Annotated in this window: 16 protein-coding genes; 9 read left to right on the top strand and 7 right to left on the bottom strand. The window is 41.9% G+C overall.

The features are described 5' to 3' along the window. Window positions 1-32: 32 nt before the first annotated feature. Window positions 33-1,178 (top strand): chromate efflux transporter, encoded by a 1,146-nt coding sequence (chrA, locus tag AC2CZC_RS09370; protein ID WP_484584603.1) that lies wholly within the window; start codon window positions 33-35, stop codon window positions 1,176-1,178. A 199-nt stretch (window positions 1,179-1,377) separates the two neighbouring features. Then, window positions 1,378-1,680: a hypothetical protein gene (locus AC2CZC_RS09365; protein WP_063362574.1), complete on the top strand. Its 303-nt coding sequence runs from the start codon at window positions 1,378-1,380 to the stop codon at window positions 1,678-1,680. Between the two features lie 3 nt (window positions 1,681-1,683). Here the strand turns inward: AC2CZC_RS09365 and sdhD are convergent, their stop codons facing one another. The 3 genes from sdhD to AC2CZC_RS09350 form a co-directional block, all read right to left on the bottom strand. Next, complete coding sequence (gene sdhD / locus AC2CZC_RS09360; RefSeq protein WP_039612002.1) at window positions 1,684-2,022, bottom strand: succinate dehydrogenase, hydrophobic membrane anchor protein; 339 nt, start codon at window positions 2,020-2,022, stop codon at window positions 1,684-1,686. Beyond that, window positions 2,013-2,393 (bottom strand): succinate dehydrogenase, cytochrome b556 subunit, encoded by a 381-nt coding sequence (sdhC, locus tag AC2CZC_RS09355; protein ID WP_484584602.1) that lies wholly within the window; start codon window positions 2,391-2,393, stop codon window positions 2,013-2,015. Before sdhC ends, sdhD begins: the two co-directional genes overlap by 10 nt. A gap of 189 nt (window positions 2,394-2,582) precedes the next feature. Continuing rightward, window positions 2,583-4,139, bottom strand: a complete 1,557-nt coding sequence (locus AC2CZC_RS09350; protein WP_484584601.1) for an AbgT family transporter — start codon at window positions 4,137-4,139, stop codon at window positions 2,583-2,585. 364 nt (window positions 4,140-4,503) lie between these two features. Here AC2CZC_RS09350 and AC2CZC_RS09345 point away from each other — a divergent pair, with 364 nt between their 5' ends. Beyond that, window positions 4,504-5,613, top strand: a complete 1,110-nt coding sequence (locus AC2CZC_RS09345; protein WP_484584600.1) for a hypothetical protein — start codon at window positions 4,504-4,506, stop codon at window positions 5,611-5,613. A gap of 309 nt (window positions 5,614-5,922) precedes the next feature. After that, a complete protein-coding gene (locus AC2CZC_RS09340; RefSeq protein WP_484584599.1) occupies window positions 5,923-7,296 on the top strand; it encodes a flagellin N-terminal helical domain-containing protein in 1,374 nt (457 codons plus the stop codon). 89 nt (window positions 7,297-7,385) lie between these two features. Here AC2CZC_RS09340 and AC2CZC_RS09335 read toward each other — a convergent pair whose 3' ends face one another. Continuing rightward, complete coding sequence (locus tag AC2CZC_RS09335) at window positions 7,386-7,634, bottom strand: hypothetical protein (protein ID WP_063362569.1); 249 nt, start codon at window positions 7,632-7,634, stop codon at window positions 7,386-7,388. A gap of 250 nt (window positions 7,635-7,884) precedes the next feature. On the opposite strand from AC2CZC_RS09335, the gene AC2CZC_RS09330 reads away from it, so the two are divergent. Continuing rightward, window positions 7,885-8,580, top strand: a complete 696-nt coding sequence (locus AC2CZC_RS09330; RefSeq protein ID WP_063362586.1) for a VC0807 family protein — start codon at window positions 7,885-7,887, stop codon at window positions 8,578-8,580. 49 nt (window positions 8,581-8,629) lie between these two features. Here AC2CZC_RS09330 and argA read toward each other — a convergent pair whose 3' ends face one another. Further along, window positions 8,630-9,979 carry an amino-acid N-acetyltransferase gene (gene argA / locus AC2CZC_RS09325; protein WP_484584598.1) on the bottom strand — a complete coding sequence of 450 codons (1,350 nt, stop codon included), beginning with the start codon at window positions 9,977-9,979 and terminating at the stop codon, window positions 8,630-8,632. A gap of 402 nt (window positions 9,980-10,381) precedes the next feature. Here argA and AC2CZC_RS09320 point away from each other — a divergent pair, with 402 nt between their 5' ends. The 3 genes from AC2CZC_RS09320 to AC2CZC_RS09310 all read left to right on the top strand — a co-directional run bounded on the left by AC2CZC_RS09320 (window position 10,382) and on the right by AC2CZC_RS09310 (window position 11,568). After that, window positions 10,382-10,609, top strand: coding sequence for a hypothetical protein (locus AC2CZC_RS09320; RefSeq protein ID WP_063362567.1), 228 nt, complete (start codon window positions 10,382-10,384; stop codon window positions 10,607-10,609). A gap of 280 nt (window positions 10,610-10,889) precedes the next feature. Then, entirely contained in the window at window positions 10,890-11,117 is a 228-nt protein-coding gene (locus tag AC2CZC_RS09315) for a hypothetical protein (protein ID WP_484584597.1), read from the top strand. 61 nt (window positions 11,118-11,178) lie between these two features. Next, entirely contained in the window at window positions 11,179-11,568 is a 390-nt protein-coding gene (locus AC2CZC_RS09310; protein WP_484584596.1) for a glutaredoxin family protein, read from the top strand. Between the two features lie 131 nt (window positions 11,569-11,699). Here the strand turns inward: AC2CZC_RS09310 and AC2CZC_RS09305 are convergent, their stop codons facing one another. Both AC2CZC_RS09305 and AC2CZC_RS09300 read right to left on the bottom strand, forming a co-directional pair. Beyond that, entirely contained in the window at window positions 11,700-13,169 is a 1,470-nt protein-coding gene (locus AC2CZC_RS09305; protein WP_484584595.1) for an FAD-binding oxidoreductase, read from the bottom strand. A 78-nt stretch (window positions 13,170-13,247) separates the two neighbouring features. Beyond that, window positions 13,248-14,765, bottom strand: coding sequence for a LytR/AlgR family response regulator transcription factor (locus AC2CZC_RS09300; protein ID WP_484584594.1), 1,518 nt, complete (start codon window positions 14,763-14,765; stop codon window positions 13,248-13,250). A gap of 147 nt (window positions 14,766-14,912) precedes the next feature. Between AC2CZC_RS09300 and AC2CZC_RS09295 the strand changes: the two genes are divergently transcribed. Beyond that, on the top strand, window positions 14,913-16,385 hold the full coding sequence (locus tag AC2CZC_RS09295) for an alpha/beta fold hydrolase (RefSeq protein WP_484584593.1): 1,473 nt from the start codon (window positions 14,913-14,915) through the stop codon (window positions 16,383-16,385). The last annotated feature ends 75 nt before the right edge of the window (window positions 16,386-16,460 follow it).

Raw genomic sequence — 16,460 nt, 5'->3', positions numbered from 1 at the left:
TCTCAACAGCAGCATCCAACACGGTGCCAAACATGTTTACCATATTTAAACTCTTTTTTATGCTCGGCTGGGTTAGCTTCGGCGGACCCGCAGCACATATTGGCTACTTTAGACAAACTTTTGTCGAAAAGCTCAAATGGCTGGATGACCACGAATATGGTCAAATTGTTGCCTTAAGCCAGTTCTTACCTGGTCCCGGGTCTAGCCAAGTAGGTTTTGCGCTCGGTTACAAACGCGGCGGACTACCCGGTGCACTCGCAGCCTTTTTAGGCTTCACATTGCCATCTGTATTAATCATGATCGGGTTGGCAGTTGTGGCAAGCCAGGTAACGCAGCACGATGTATTTCAAAGCATCGTCCATGGCTTAAAGTTGTTAGCCGTCGTCGTTGTTGCTGACGCAGCTTGGGGTATGTACAAAAACTTTTGTAAAAACACCCTCACCACTAGCCTCTGCTTAGTCACCGCCATTGCTTTGCTTATCGCACCCAGTATCTTGATGCAAATCGCGGTTCTATCCATCGCCGCTATTATTGGTGCCTGCTATTTAAAAAACGCAGCAACAGAACAAGTCAATGCCACATTTAAACCTAGCTATGTACCACTGTGCTTGTTTATCGCGCTGTTGGTTGGATTGCCTCTCGCCGCACATATTCTGCCGTCAATTGCTTTATTCAATGACTTTTATCAAGCGGGTAGTTTGGTATTTGGTGGAGGCCATGTTGTACTGCCCTTACTGCAAAATATTGTCGGTGATCAACTCAGCCAAGATGCCTTTTTAACTGGGTATGCGGCCGCACAAGCAGTGCCTGGCCCCATGTTTACCTTTGCAACCTACATTGGCTATGAGCTACTACCTAGCAGTCCAATTATGGGGGCTTTAATTGCAACCATCGCGGTCTTTTTGCCTGGTTTTTTACTGCTGCTCGCGGTGCTAAAAAACTGGCAAGCACTGGCACAAAAACCAAAAGTAGCAGGCGCACTCACTGGCGTTAACGCTGCGGTTGTCGGACTATTAGCGGCGGCTTTATATCAACCGGTGTTTATCAGTGCGGTATTTACGCCAATCGATATCGCGTTGGTACTCTTTGGCTTTTTCTTAATGAAGCAAATAAAACTGCCCATTATCTGGCTAGTCGTCACTTTCATGTCGGCGGGCGCATTAATAAGTCTGATCTAATTTCTGCTACTGCAAACAGGGAGGTTTGCAGCAAATTAACGCGACTTTAGCGACTTACCCTCTCAACCTTTATTTACGCTTTGGCGTAAGTGCTCATGGTGATTGAGAACAAAGCCAAATATATCCTTGTTAGGGGTTTTAATTCAGATGCAATACGCGTAGACTTGAATGATAACAATTATCATTCAAGTCTACGCGTATGATTAAAGATTTTGCTACTCGAACTTGCCCATGTTGCAACAAACCACTCAAGCTGAGTGATAGGCTGGCATTGCTTAACCGAGAGCCATTGACGTGTAAATACTGTGCAAAACCATTGAAGCCTAACTTTAGCATTATGCTGATCAATACTTTTTGGCTCAGCACCTGTGTATCAGGGCTAATAAAAACCCATACCGAACTCAATTATGCATGGGCATTATGCGCCGCTTTATTAGCCGTTAGCGTGTTATTACCGGCATTAGATTTGCTCTTCTCACTAGAAGAAGAGCACTCTCACTAAGGCTTAAAGCCAAAGTAGCTTAATGCCAGTAACAATAATAGTGAAACTCAATACAACGCAAAGCGTATTAAATAGCTTATATACACCTGCACTTTTCACATAGTCACCCGCAATTTGCCATCCAGCTAGTATGCCATTCAAAGCAAAAATAATGACACATAACGTGGTTGCAACTTTGAACCAAATGGGCTCAAAAAAAGCCAGTAAACTTTGATGATCGGTAACTGGCTGATTTACCAAAAGCCCTATCAAAATCAACGTATATAAAACAATTAAAGCATTACTGACCCGTTGCAATACCCACTGTTTAGTCCCTGAGCGCGCAATTCCAGTTATAGCCATATCCACACTCCAATTCCAACACTCAATACAATGCCAAGACCAATAGCGACACGGGAAATCATGCAGCCACTTGCCAGCTCTTCACAGTAACCAAACTCTTGAATGATATGCTTCACAGTACCTAGGCAATAGTAGCCCAGTGCCGTAAGCAGTCCCCACACAATAAACTGTACAAGAAAGTTCTCAGTGAACAAGGCTGATAACGTAGTGAAGTTATCTTGCGATTGAATTGCAAAAATTAATAGTGGCAATAAAACAACCAAAGCAGCCCATACAATGACACCACTGACGCGATGCAAAATAGACGCATAGGCTGTAATAGGGAGCGCCATTGTCTGTATCGCCAAATTAGTTGGCCGTTCTTTTCTCATATCAAATACCTAAACTTAAACGTGAACAAATGCTAACGCAAATCATTACCACTTACAAATTTAGATTAATTAATGTCTAGCTGATTAACCCTCTTAAAGTAAGAAAAATCAGTATTTATATTGAAAAGCAGTGCAGTAGCAGTGCAGTAGCAGTGCAGTAGCGGTGCCACTGCACTGGAATAGAAAGAGTTAGAAACCTAGCGGGATATTAAATGCAAAGAAACCAACTAATAGTGATGTCCAAAACAGTAAAAACGCCACTGAATAAGGCACCATCATCATGATCACATCACCAAAACTCAAATCAGGCTTGTACTTACGCATAAAGGCTAAAATAACCCCAGCATAAGTCATCATAGGTGTAATGATATTCGTTGAGGAGTCTGCAACACGGTAAGCCGCAGCAACCAGATCAGGCGTCATCGCTGGGTTTACTTGATACAACATTGGAACGAAGATGGGACCAAGTAGCATCCATTTAGACGTTAACCCACCAACAAACAAGTTGATCAGACCCGTGGTGATCACAAAGCCGATAATAAGTAGGATTGGGAACTCTTGTAAGCCAAGTGCTGATAAGCCACTTGCACCAATATAGGTAATATAAGTGCCTAAACCTGAATACCCTAAAATACCCAAAAAGTTATAACAAAAGAATGTCAGCACTAGGATATAGCCCATGGTGTTCATTTGCGCGATCATCGCTTGTACGACATCCATCAAGCTCTTGAATTTACCTGTTGCCACACCAAATGCAGCACCAACAATGGTAAAAACTAAAGTGATCAATAGGATGACATTGTTCAAATAAGGTGTGACAACTTTACCTGAAGCCGTTTCATATGGTGCCAATGGCCCTAAAGCAAGTGCAACCACAAGCCCAAGTGATAACAACAAGCCCCAAAACGCCGCTCTTAACCCTTTTTTCTCTTCTTCTGTTACAGCAAAGTTTGATAGGTCCATGCCCTCTGGTAATTCATAAGGTACATTTTTAAACCTTGGTTCAACAAACTTTTTCGTCACCCATGCACCAATACCTACCAACATAAATGTCGAAACAAAAATAAAGTAATAATGCATAGTCGCTGGCGTAAGTGACTCACCTGTTGAGGACTCAAATGGCACGCCTTGAGACTCTGCAAAGATTTGCGCATTTAAACCGATGATCACATCAACCGGTGTAGCTGGGATCAAGTTAGCACTAAAACCTGCTGACACACCGGCAAATGCTGCCGCCATCCCGATTAATGGATTCTTTCCAAGCCCTGCATAGAGTAAGCCTGCCAGTGGGATTAAAATTAAGTAACCTGCGTCGGTTGCTATGGAACTCATGATCCCCAAAAAAATCAAAGCTGGCGCTAAGTAAGTGTCTTTTAGACGAGTACCTAGTTTTTTGATAATCGCATTAAACAGCCCTGAGCTTTCTGCAACACCGACACCCAGCATAACAATTAGGATAACGCCTAAAATGCCATTGCCAAAGCCTAGCCAGTTTTGCAGTAATGCATTATCAAAAAACCAAACAACATGTTCAGCATCAGTCATATTTTTGATGGTATGCGTGATTGGGCTACCATCGGCACCTTGGATTTCGAATGTTAACCCGCCGATCAAAGCCGTCAGCGCAAATGCACCGACTATAAACCACATAAAAATAATAATGGGATCTGGAATTTTTTTACCTGCTTTTTCAATGAATGATATCACCCCACCACCATTCATTTTTGCTGTATCAGTAGCTGACACTTAACCTCCTTAGTATTAAAAAATTTATAATTAGCTGTGCTTTCTCAAGGTACAAACGTGGCATTCTACTCAATTTTTACTCAATTGAGAAAAATTTTAGTTGAGATAGCTTATTATTGAGGCGAAAGAATACAGAGATGCGGCATGTTTTTTTAAACAACTAAGCTTTATACATAAATTTTTTTAATAGCGTATTTCTCACTTTTTCCCTCCATTAAAAAACAATATTACACAAGCGCCATATTCAGAAAAAATTAATAAAATCATAAACAAAAACAAAAAGTTCAGTAATTAAACAGTTTGAAAACTCTCAATTTAGTGCTGCGATGAAAAAGGAACCACAAAGAACAAAAAGGAAATCAACATGAAGAAAATAAATAAAATATATACTTTGTCCCTGCTTACAATGACCTGCTTGAATGTGAATGCGGCTCCTCTACAAGAAAACAACATCGCAGATATTTGGTTTGGTGAATACCCAAAAGTGGAGTATTTCGTCCCAAGATTATTTGCAGGATATTGGAATACAGGCGATACCCACCAGTGGTCAAACAACTGTTATAACTATGCAGCAAACCGCATTTCCCCCACAAAAGCCAAATCTCAACCTGGCTATGCCAGTGGACACAGAGGCTTTGATACGAATAGACGTTCTTGCGCGGGTGTCATGGAGGGTGCGAGAAGAGATGGCTTTACGCCAATCCCTCGCTCTCAATGGGCTAGCAAAAAGGCCAATACCAATAGTGTAAGAACCCTGATGGCTTTGGTGTTAGCACCTAACAGAGACTATCACTGGTACCGCAGAGACTTTAGTGGTCAATGGTCCCACAAACCTGGAAGTACAGCTGTTACTCACCTAGATAACTCCGGCCGTGTCATTACCGATCCAGAAAACGCTGATCGCGGTATATACACGACATTCTGTGGCTATTTTGAAGGACAATCATCGCTATTTCTTCCTTATAAAATCCAATTCTACGTCACGCAAAACCGAGGGGAAACCTTTGTAACTGGAGAATTTGAGGCTGATGACCCTTTCGGGCCAAGCCTTGCAAACTCCATAGAGCAACCAAAATCGACGGTTACACTGCTTAAATACTCAGGTCGTGAAAACCCATCCGTACCCATTTCACAACTTGATGATTATTTAAAATACCGTCTCTCTGAAGTTGCAGCGTTGCAAGACACTTCCATTATTCGTAAAGAAGTCGCGCAGCCAGGTGAACCTCTGCTTCCAGGAAAATTAGGTTACTCTGGAATATTAATAGATGATGTTGAGGGCGTTTATTTTAATGCTGGTGATAAAGTTCTGATCAGCGAGGATGAGATCAAAGTGCTCAGTCAAAATCACACGCAATCCCATACTCGAATGGCCTCGTCACAGGACCAAGGCCAAGGTATAGGCTTCACTAAATCGCACCTACTTGATCTATCGTTGGAACAAGATCTAATCGATTTTATAGAAGCAAAATAACTAATACATTAGGGTAGCATGCTACCCTATTTATCATATATTTAGATTATTTTGACAATAATTACCCCACCTTCCTAAACAGCTACCCATTGGATAAATAACGGCAACATTATGATTTTATTAATTTTAAATAATCAACATCTGACAAAAATCTGCCGCCCAACACGCAAAAATTAAACAGTCATTACAATAAAGCTACTTATTACGTCACCATTCGCAACAATAGCCAACCTATATTGCGATTACCTAAATTACCAAATAAGGGTACATATATTGCTTAGTTCCTAAAAACGGACTTTTGGGACAAACATGCTTTCAATCAATCACTTTTATAACAGACATCGAATGTCTTCACATAAAACAGCACAAGCACAAGAAACGCTCACAGAGCAATTAAGTACAGGAAAGCGCATTAACTCTGCCAAAGACGATGCAGCAGGTTTGCAAATAAGTAATCGCTTAACAACGCAAGCCCTAGTCAAAGAGCAAACTCAACGAAATATCAATGACGGGATCAGTTATGGTCAAGTGGCCGATACGGCCCTCTCTGAAGTAACTGAGTTGCTACAGCGCATGAGAGTACTGGCTTTGCAGGCTGCCAATGGCAGTAACAGTGACGAAGATAGAATAGCGATTAATCTGGAAATGCAGCAAAACATTGAAGCCATTGATGGCGTAGCCATGAATACAGAGATTTTTGGTAAAAAACCGTTATTAAGCTTACAAGAAGAGCCTGAACCCACTCCATTAGATAACGTGCAATTACTTAATGAAGCCTTTAGTAACGGAATATCAGCAACATTACCCTCAGGGTATCGCTCCTTTGGATTGATCCCCGCAGACTCGACCAATGTGAGAATTTATATTGACTCTTATGGCGCGAATGATGACCTGCAACTTTTTAATGCTCAAGGCCAACATTTAATTGGCAAAGACTTATCGCACGACAGTGCCAATATAGAAGCTAAATTGTTTACTTCACAAAACGGTTATCACGGCCACGAAAAGTATGATAGCAGTCTTTTATTCGACGGTGGTGGGTATAACTTTCCAGCCACAAATATACGGCAAATTAATGGCATGAATTTTACTTTTTCAGGTGATGGTCATGGCGGTGGAGACTATCGCGAAGAAGTCATTATTGATGAGGTGACAGAACACTTGCTCGTCAGTGTTACTGAAGTCACAAACGGTATATTTGAAATAAGAGCTAGCTGGGACTCTATGCCCGACAGCATTTCAGCACCTGCATTACCCAGCGCTAAAGATGGTCCCATGCTCATAACAGCCAAAGACGATGCCATTGGCGAAGATGGCTTTATTATTTTTGACGACATAGATGCCAGCACGCAAAGCCTTAATATTGCAGAGCTCTCAGCGGATACGCAAGCAGGTGCGCAAACATCTATCACCGCCATTGATGCAGCACTTAAGCAAGTGGGGAAGTTTAGAGCAGACATAGGTGCTAAGATGAATGCCCTTGAAAGTATATTTCGCAATCAAAGCAATCAACATACCCAGTTAAGCACTGCTAATCAAAAAATCGTAGATGCTGATTTCGCATACACTATGTCGCAAAGTGTAAAACAAGACATCTTACAACAAAGCCAAATTGCAATCACGACACAAGCGAAGCAAGCGTTTCAACAAAGTATGACACAATTAATTCAATTGATAGGGTAATAGAGCATATTACAACATCGTTTAACAGTGAGTCAGCGCGTAATATCATGGTCTTTTATTACACGTTAACTCACTTAAGACGTCAGAAATCAATGACGCTTTCTAGGCCCCATTCGCACTAAGTCTTTGCCATTTTCAAATACATCTTGGGTTACCCAACGTCCTAGTAACAATTGATGTTTATCATCAAGCACGGCAACAAATGGACGGCCATTACTATTATGCGTAGCTAATGCAACCCCTTCGACATTTTCTAAACCTAGGCCGCCGTTTTCTACTAACAGTAAAAATGCTTCTAATTCTGCTAAGCTCGTTATTTCATCTTGATCAGTGATCATATCTATTTACTCTCTTAATGCTCTCTTTTGCTTGTTGGTTATCATTATTTGAATTGATAACACAAGCACATCTGTATTAAAGGCCATTATATCCCGCATTATGCACACCAGCCACTTAGGCATTTATAGGTTAAGCATCAAAACGCTTAAAAAGTATGATTAAAGTAATACATTCAATTATTGGGATTGCCGCGCAACCCACTCTTGCCGTACACTCATGGCCATTAATGCATTTATTTTTGAGGTTGTAATGGCTGAACCTGACAATAAACCCTCTGGCTTCTTTAGTCAGATGCTATTTAACATCATACTCCCAGTCGTGATCCTAACGCGATTTTCAGGAGAAGAACATTTAGGCCCATCTCTTGGTGTCATTGTCGCTTTAGCTTTCCCGGTCGGTTTTGGATTATGGGAACGCAAAAAAACAGGCAAGTTTAACTTTATATCCGGTTTAGGGATCGTGTCTGTGTTATTAACAGGCGGCATAAGTTTGCTCGAATTAGATGCAAAATATATTGCTATCAAAGAAGCCTTGATCCCTGGTGTGATAGGGGTTGCCATTGTGGTAAGCCAATATACTAAATACCCATTATTAAAAACCATGCTATTTAATGAAAATGTCATGGACATCCCCAAAATTGACTCAGCATTAAAAGAAAAAGGAAATTTAGACAAATTGCCTAAAGTGCAAATTGTTGCGTCAAATATTTTGGCAGGCTCATTCTTTTTATCATCAGTACTGAACTATGTACTTGCAAAAATGATTGTCGTCAGCCCTGCAGGCACAGAAGCCTACAACAATGAATTGGGTCGCATGACCGCATTGAGTTATCCAGTTATCGTACTGCCAACCATGGTGATTTTCTTTGTTGCACTCTATTACCTAATTAACTCACTAAAAAAGCTCACGGGGTTAAAAATGGAAGACATGTTTATTGAACAATAAACCAAGTGTGTGCATATTTACGATAAAGGGGCTTAACTAGGCCCCTTTTTCATACCCTTTCTCGGTTTTTTGGTAACCGAGTCAGGTCTAACTTCAAAACTTTAGAGCGCCGCTGATAGTTGTACAGGGACTTTTTCTTAGCGGGTAGATCTTCAATGCTTGCACAGTCAAAGCCCTGTTCTAAAAACCAATGAATACTGCGCGTAGTCAGTGCAAACAACGCTTTATAGCCTTTACGACGAGCTTTATTAATGACAGTACGCAGTAAAAAACTGCCTCTGTCCGCATCGCGATATTGGGGGTGAACCGCCAAGCTGGCAAACTCCCCAACCTGCTCCTCAGCAAAAGGATAAAGTGCTGCGCAGGCAATGATCACGCCATCTCGCTCAATGACCGTAAATTGCTCAATTTCCATCTCAAGCTGCTCTCGAGAGCGTCTAACTAAATACCCTTGTTCTTCCAGAGGCCTTAGTAAATTCAACACGCCGTTAATGTCTGAAATGGTCGCACTACGTAATTGCTCAGAGCTTTGCGGCGCTATCTGCGTACCTATCCCATCGAGAGAGAACAGCTCTTGTAGCAAAGCACCATCCTCTTGATAACTAACAAGGTGGCAGCGGTGTACTCCACCACGGCAGGCATCAATCGCAGCATGCAAAAATACCGCTGCGCTTTTACAAGGTGAGTTACCACCGTGCTCTGTGGCTAACAACTGCTCCGCTTCATTAGGCATTAATTCGGCGACGGCTTCACCACGTTCATCTAAGATGCCCGCTTCGTGACAAAATCCAAGCATTTTGTCTGCATCAAGACGCAAGGCAACTTGAGTTGCTATCTCTTCTGCGGTTAAGTTGAAGCTCTCTCCTGTCACAGAGGCTGAAATAGGCCCAAGTAAAACAATACTATTATTGTCCAGCTGATGACGAATGCCCTCAACATCAATACGCCTTACGCGACCAGAGTGGTGATAGTCTACACCTTCATCGATGCCAATCGGCTGCGCGATCACAAAATTACCACTGACAACATTCAATGATGTGCCAGACATTGGCGTACTACTCAATGACATTGACAACATTGCGGTAATATCAAGCTGCATGGCGCCGCTGACTTGCTTGATTATCTGCAATGACTCACTATCTGTGACGCGGATCTGGTTATGAAATTCACTGTGGATCCCAGCATTAGCCAATGCTGTATCAAATTGAGGCCTCGCCCCAAATACCAACACAATTTTAATGCCTAGACTAGTTAATAGGGCCACATCGTTAATAATGCTGCGATAGCCAGACTGATCAACAGCCTCCCCACCAAGCATGACAACAAATGTTTTACCACGGTGAGCGTTAACATAAGGGGTAGATTGACGAAAACCATCGACAAGTTCTGTAGTACGCACGAGCTAGTTACCTTTTTAGCACTGACAAATCACAATCACACAGAGCTTCATCATAAGGAATAAAAAAACAAAATAAAAGAATTTTTATTCTTTAAATTTGAATTTTAATTCCAAAAGGCAACGTGATAAATATGGTAACCCACACACAAAAAACACTATGTTTTGTTAAAAACCGTAAACTTAGATACACATGGAGTGTACTCCACCAATTCTTAACCACCTTACCAAAATGAGTCAGACTAATTATTATTCATAAAATTAAAAACGCTATGAACATTGTTAATACCTGAACATTTCTCACTTTTGAAATGACTAATTTGAATTGATCAAAAACGCATAGCAGGGTTAGATATATAAGAAAGATTAATTTTTAACCAACAATCCAATGATAAAGGAAATGCAATGAACAAGAAATTAGCAACCACAGTGGTAGGTCTAGCAATGGGATTAGGTACTTCGATAGCGGTACTTGCAAGTAATGGTCACGGTTATACACATGGCTGTAATTGGCAGGTACATGGCACTTTAGAAGCATACTGTGGCTATCAAGCTTATGTTTGCCAATGGGGAGGAACCCCTGGACATAACTGCCGCACTATTAAAGCACAATGCATGATTGATTGCGCATAAACATAAACCCGAGTGATAAGCTAGCTTATCACTCATTCAAATGTATCACGTCCACACGTGAACAAAATAGCCTGATAAATTCATTAGCTCCTTAAATAAATAATGTCATTAACTTAAATTTATTATGCACATTTTTCACTTTAAAAAACTAGGATCCATATATCTCGAATATATATGAATTTAAATCACCACCTTATTTATTGACAAAAAATACACAAAAACATTACCTTTTCTGGGTGAACAAATTTCGTTCACTTAAAACAATGATAAAGGAAATAACATGAATAAAAAAATCGCAATGGCGGTGATCGGCGCTGCAATGGGACTGGGTACTTCACTTGCGGTATCAGCAAGCAATTTTGCTAATTATACCGATGGTTGTAACTGGAAAAGGTTTGGTACACTAGAAAACTACTGTGGTTATCAGTTTTATGCATGTCAGTGGGGTGGTACACCAGGCTATAACTGCCGCACCATTAAAGCTCAATGTATGCGTGATTGTGCATAATACGCACAAGTCAGAGCGATAACTGTCGTTATCGCTCACTTATTTATAAGTAGGTAACCTAATGAATATAATAAAATACCTCGCCTTATTTGTGATCACTTTAGGACTAGGCTGGTTCGGTGGCACTTATGGCTTGCAAGCTGTGCAAAATATTTTCGCCAGTCAACAAATAGAAAAAGGCGATTATGCATTGTATGGGATAAATGAACAGACACAGGTGAAGCTATATACAACACAATGGTGCCCGTTTTGTAAAAAAGCCACCGAATATTTAGTCAGTCGAAAAATCGAATTTATCAAAGTCGATATTGAGAAAAACCCCGAAGCATTGAAAGAGTTTGAAGCATTGGGGGGCGAAGTTTTGCCCATTATTTTAGTGTCTGATGGCTTGATCAGAGGCTTTAATGAAGCCGCACTAGAGTCACAATTAAAAAGTAAAAACTTACTCTAATCTCCTGACCCTAGACACCTTTCATTCACCTGACGTGTTAAGCGTGAAAATGGATAGGCGAGCATGCTCAACTCGCCTCACTCAGACTCAAAATATGTCGTGAAAACCAATCAGCACATCACTTGCAAAGATCACCCTCTCTGCGGAGTGTAATGCTGTGCCCACAGCTGGTTATTAAAGCGATTATTAGGGTCGAGACGATGTTTAAGTGCAAAAAACGCCTCTGCATTTGGATACGCTGAATGAAATTGCGCTGTCGTCGCATGCAATTGATAGGGTAAATAATAAGTGCCTCCCTCAGCAATAGCAGCGTCAACCAAAGCTCGACTCCAGGTTTGCACCTGCTGCTGCGCATGCTCTGATGTGCCCTGTCGATAATAAACAACAAATGCAAACACCTCTTCTTTTGCCCATGCCAATAGAGACCCAGTGTCCGCATAGGCATGTCGAACAGATACATTGAGGACATTCACCTCATAGCGTGTAAATATATCCGCCATCTTTGTCGAGAAGCGGTCAAAATGCGCAACTGGCACAAAATACTCCCGCAATGCATACGTGGTGTTTACTCGGCTACTTGGTTCAAGTTCTTTAACATCATAGCTTGCCTCATAATTACGCCATTGAACTACCTCAAACGCATATTGTACTGGGTCAAACAAGTACTGGCGCAGCCACTTGCCAAACTTATAATCAGCAACAAACTCAGTAACTTTAGGTTGCCACCAGTAATTGGTATCTTTGGGGATTAAACGCGCTTGGACACTCAGTGGTTTATCCGATGTTAGCCAACTAACACTGTTTACTTGAGTGTAATTTGGTGGATAAATATCAGCATTATGAAAAATCACACGACTGTCATTTTTAATGTTTTGCTGAAAATAAGCGCTATATTCAGCAATGTTCATTGTCTGGGTTTCTCTGGCGACTTTGACATTTTTAGCCAACTCAAGCGTCGCCTCAACAATCACACCTAGTCCACCATAGCCACCAATCACCCCAAAAAAAATCTCTGTATTTTCTTTGGCAGAAGCCGTCACGACTCGACCGTCGGCCAATACCACCTTAATAGACTTTACAGAGCGAATGATGGGACCTTCCCCCATATATCGACCATGAACATTGACGCTTAAAGATCCGCCCACTGTAAAATTGGCATACGTCTGCATGATTTTGATTGATAAGTTTTCTCGGTCTATCACTTCTTGTAAATCCCGCCACCGCATACCGCTTTGTACGGTGATTAGCTGCTGCTCTGGTGCAAAATGAACAACCTGATTAAGCGCCCTCATGTCTATGTGCAAGCTATTTTCCTTGCCTATTTGGCCACCTTGGCTATACCGACCACCACCAATAGAAACCTCACCAGTACTCGATGTAATTGCTTTTTGCACTTCCTCAATACTGGTGGGCTGAATCACCTTGGCGACTTTAATCGGGTTTAATTGAGTGACGTCATTAATCCAGTTTTTTTCTTGCTTGGGCGTTGGTGGGGCTGTCGAAAAGTCAGCAAATATAAGCAAAGCAAGTATAGCGAGTGCCATTATGCTCAGTACGATAAGCACAGCGACACCTTTAAATATGGTTTTTAATATACGCAAAGCAAACATCCTCCTTAAAATAAGCATCCAGTTTAAAATCTTCCGTGTATTGATACATTCAGTAATGGCATTGCTAGCCTAACTCACCGACTCCTTGAGCGTTGCCCGCACACTGGGCACCAAGCGGCGGCTCACGGGCACAGACTCACCACCACTGAGCGATAAAACATGCTGGTTATTTGGCCCGCCGAGTGTGACGACCTCGTTTAAATTAACTAGGTATGAGCGGTGTGTTTTCACAAAAATTGAAGGCAAAATAGACTCTAACTGCTTTAAGGTGCCCGAATAGAGCTTCTCAGTGCCGCCTTTCATAAACAGCTCAACATAATCACCTGCGGCTTTGCAATAGACGATATCCGTCATCGTGACATAATCTGTTTTACCCGCCACCGACAATTCAAGTTTAGTCGGCGTATTCTCTTGCACATTCTGAGCAAGCTTAAACTCCAGCTTTGCGATGTGGGTCTGATCAAGTGTATTCTGCACTTGTTGCGCGTTGTACTCCCTTGCCTGGCGCACAAACAAGTAAGCCAGCAAAAGGGCAATAATCACAAAATAGATAATTTCATGAAAGCGGACTGTCGCAATACAAATGGTCACAGCAACCACACACTGAACGCCAAACCAAACTAACAGCGATTGTTCGCGACTTTGTCGCCAAAATACCCCAATTTGCAGCAAGCTAATCAGCAAAGGAATAAATATGCCCGCTGTGGTTTTAACATCAAAGCCCGGTGCAAATGCAAAAATAGTTAAAGATGAAAAACCACCAATATAAATCCAATGCCAAGCACGGCTACCTGCAACTTTAAACGAACTATAGACCAGTAAAACCATGCCAAATAAAAACGACAACCCTGACACCAAAAGTAACCGGATGTCTTGCCAAGGGTATTCGTAATTGAATAATCCGCGAGACATCTCCACGCTCAGCTGCATAGCACCAAGCAAACATAACGCAGAAAATAATTTAAAGTTTCGCCTTCCCTGCAGTCCAAAACTGATACTCAAAAAATATAAAGCGCCAAGTAAAAAAGCCCCAACCAAGATCAAACCAAGACTGCTAAATGATTGAATATATTGCTTAGGATCGCCAAATTGGCCAATGCCTAGGTAATGAATGGGATAATTGAGTGTGATTAAACTGTGTTGAGCCGATAGGGCTAAAACCAGTGTATTTTGCGCTTTTAACAGGTGTTCAGGGACATACAAAACCTCATCCATTTTTCCCGCTTGCTCTGATTTATCCAAAGCGGGCAGACCATTTTGCCCGATGAACACCCCGTTGAGGTAAACGCGAGACGCCGCTTTAGCAAATAAAAACAACCCGTATGGCGGCGCGAGTTCATCCATCTTTAGTGTGCGCTCAAATTGTAATTTCACCCATATCGCTTGGTTTTGCGGGTCAAGTTTTGATAATTGCGTGGTTTTACATTGCGGGCTTAAAAAATCAGGAGGATAAGAAGTGGTGAACGGACAAACCGTCGCTTCCATACTACGAGAAAGAGGCACCAGCTTTTGAGCGCCATAAGCAAGATTGACCAAGCCACTCACAAACCATAGCAACACCAAATAAAATATAGAATGACTATTCACAACCGCTTGTTTTTCCTTATACCACTTACCGAAGATCCACTACCGTTCAACCTGTAGCCCTTTAATTTAGGGCCATTCAAAGAAGTTTGCTACCCAGTAAAGTGTCTATTGCGTTTAATAAGCACAGACCAATACAGGAGCAATCTTATGCGATTTACACATCATTTAGTAGCCAGTTTAACATTGGCTTGTAGCTTTTATAACACCGCTAATGAGCAAACATCCACTATGCAGCTTTATGAAAACGAAAAACAAATTCAATTCAAAGCAAACAGTGGTGAAACAACGGATGCCGTTGAAGGTCACTTATGGGTGCCCGAAAATAGAGCAAATCCGCAAAGCCGTAAAATTAGGATCAACTATGTGCGCTTTCCAGCAACGGGTGAACTATCAGGCCCACCTATCATATATTTATCTGGAGGACCCGGTGGTTCAGGTATTGGCACGGCTAAATGGCGACGCTATCCGCTATTTCAAGCACTCAGAGAATTTGGCGATGTGATAGCCTTAGATCAAAGAGGCACAGGCCTCTCTGAGCAAGCAGCACCTTGCGTATCAAACTATAAAATCCCGTTAGATAAGCCCAGTAGCTCAGCGCAAATAACCCAAAGCTACCGCGCTGCTGCAAACGAATGCCTTGCGTCATGGAAATCACAAGGCATTGATATTTATGGATATAACACCATCCAGAACGCGCTAGATATAGACGATATACGCAAGCATTTACACGCTGATAAAGTAACTCTGTGGGGCATTTCATATGGCAGTCACTTAGCCATGGCCGCCATGAAACTGATGCCAAAGCACATTGATAAGGTGATCATGGCCAGTGCGGAAGGGCTGAATCAAACCGTCAAGCTCCCAGCGCAAACTGACCTCTATTTCAAAAAGTTACAAACAGTCATCGATCAACAAGCACTAAAAACGGACATACCTAACTTGCCTGCACTGATCAAACGAGTACATGCAAAATTAGATGAAACGCCCATGCAGCTTGCCATACAAAATAGAGATGGTTCTGTTACCAAGCTGCTTTTTCAAACTCATCACCTGCAAACACTGGCCAGTAAAATGATAGCGGATCCTAATCACTTCTTAGCAATACTGCTGCATATTTATCTCGGGTTAGATAATGGCAATACTGAGCTATTAAATGCGGTGCTTCAGCGTGGTATGTTTAACGATGAGCTCATCACGTTTAAACTGATGCCACTGGCAATGGATATTGCATCAGGGATCTCCGCTGAGCGCTTAGCACAAGTTAAGCAACAAGCACGTACCTCACTGCTGGCAGAGCAATTGAACTTCCCTATGCCACACTTGAACATGTTAGATAGCCAACTCGATTTAGGCGATGAATTCAGAACAGAGGTGCAATCCCCTATCCCAACTTTGTTATTTTCTGGGAGCTTAGATGGTCGTACCTATCCAGACTCGCAAGCGCAAGCGGTAAAGGGTCTTAGCAACCTCACCTATATCACAGTCAATCATGCTGGACATAACTTGTATACCAGCTCACCTGAAGTGCTTGCCCGCATGAAAGCCTTTTTAGCAGGTCGCCACACAAGCAAAGCGCCAATAAACCTGCCATTACCTCAGCTCGTGCTGCCAAAAAGATAAGACGAGCTGCCTAAAACACAAAAGGTTAGGGAATAAAGTGGCCCTAACCTTTTTTAATGTTTATCTCAGACGCTC

This window comes from Pseudoalteromonas sp. MMG033, assembly GCF_057197785.1.
This window is presented reverse-complemented; position numbering and strand designations above follow the sequence as displayed.

Coding starts and splice junctions, on each gene's coding strand:
- chrA (WP_484584603.1), top strand. CDS start 33: ATGTTTACCATATTTAAACTCTTTTTTATGCTCGGCTGGGTTAGCTTC.
- AC2CZC_RS09365 (WP_063362574.1), top strand. CDS start 1,378: ATGATTAAAGATTTTGCTACTCGAACTTGCCCATGTTGCAACAAACCA.
- sdhD (WP_039612002.1), bottom strand. CDS start 2,022: ATGGCTATAACTGGAATTGCGCGCTCAGGGACTAAACAGTGGGTATTG.
- sdhC (WP_484584602.1), bottom strand. CDS start 2,393: ATGAGAAAAGAACGGCCAACTAATTTGGCGATACAGACAATGGCGCTC.
- AC2CZC_RS09345 (WP_484584600.1), top strand. CDS start 4,504: ATGAAGAAAATAAATAAAATATATACTTTGTCCCTGCTTACAATGACC.
- AC2CZC_RS09340 (WP_484584599.1), top strand. CDS start 5,923: ATGCTTTCAATCAATCACTTTTATAACAGACATCGAATGTCTTCACAT.
- AC2CZC_RS09335 (WP_063362569.1), bottom strand. CDS start 7,634: ATGATCACTGATCAAGATGAAATAACGAGCTTAGCAGAATTAGAAGCA.
- AC2CZC_RS09330 (WP_063362586.1), top strand. CDS start 7,885: ATGGCTGAACCTGACAATAAACCCTCTGGCTTCTTTAGTCAGATGCTA.
- AC2CZC_RS09320 (WP_063362567.1), top strand. CDS start 10,382: ATGAACAAGAAATTAGCAACCACAGTGGTAGGTCTAGCAATGGGATTA.
- AC2CZC_RS09315 (WP_484584597.1), top strand. CDS start 10,890: ATGAATAAAAAAATCGCAATGGCGGTGATCGGCGCTGCAATGGGACTG.
- AC2CZC_RS09310 (WP_484584596.1), top strand. CDS start 11,179: ATGAATATAATAAAATACCTCGCCTTATTTGTGATCACTTTAGGACTA.
- AC2CZC_RS09295 (WP_484584593.1), top strand. CDS start 14,913: ATGCGATTTACACATCATTTAGTAGCCAGTTTAACATTGGCTTGTAGC.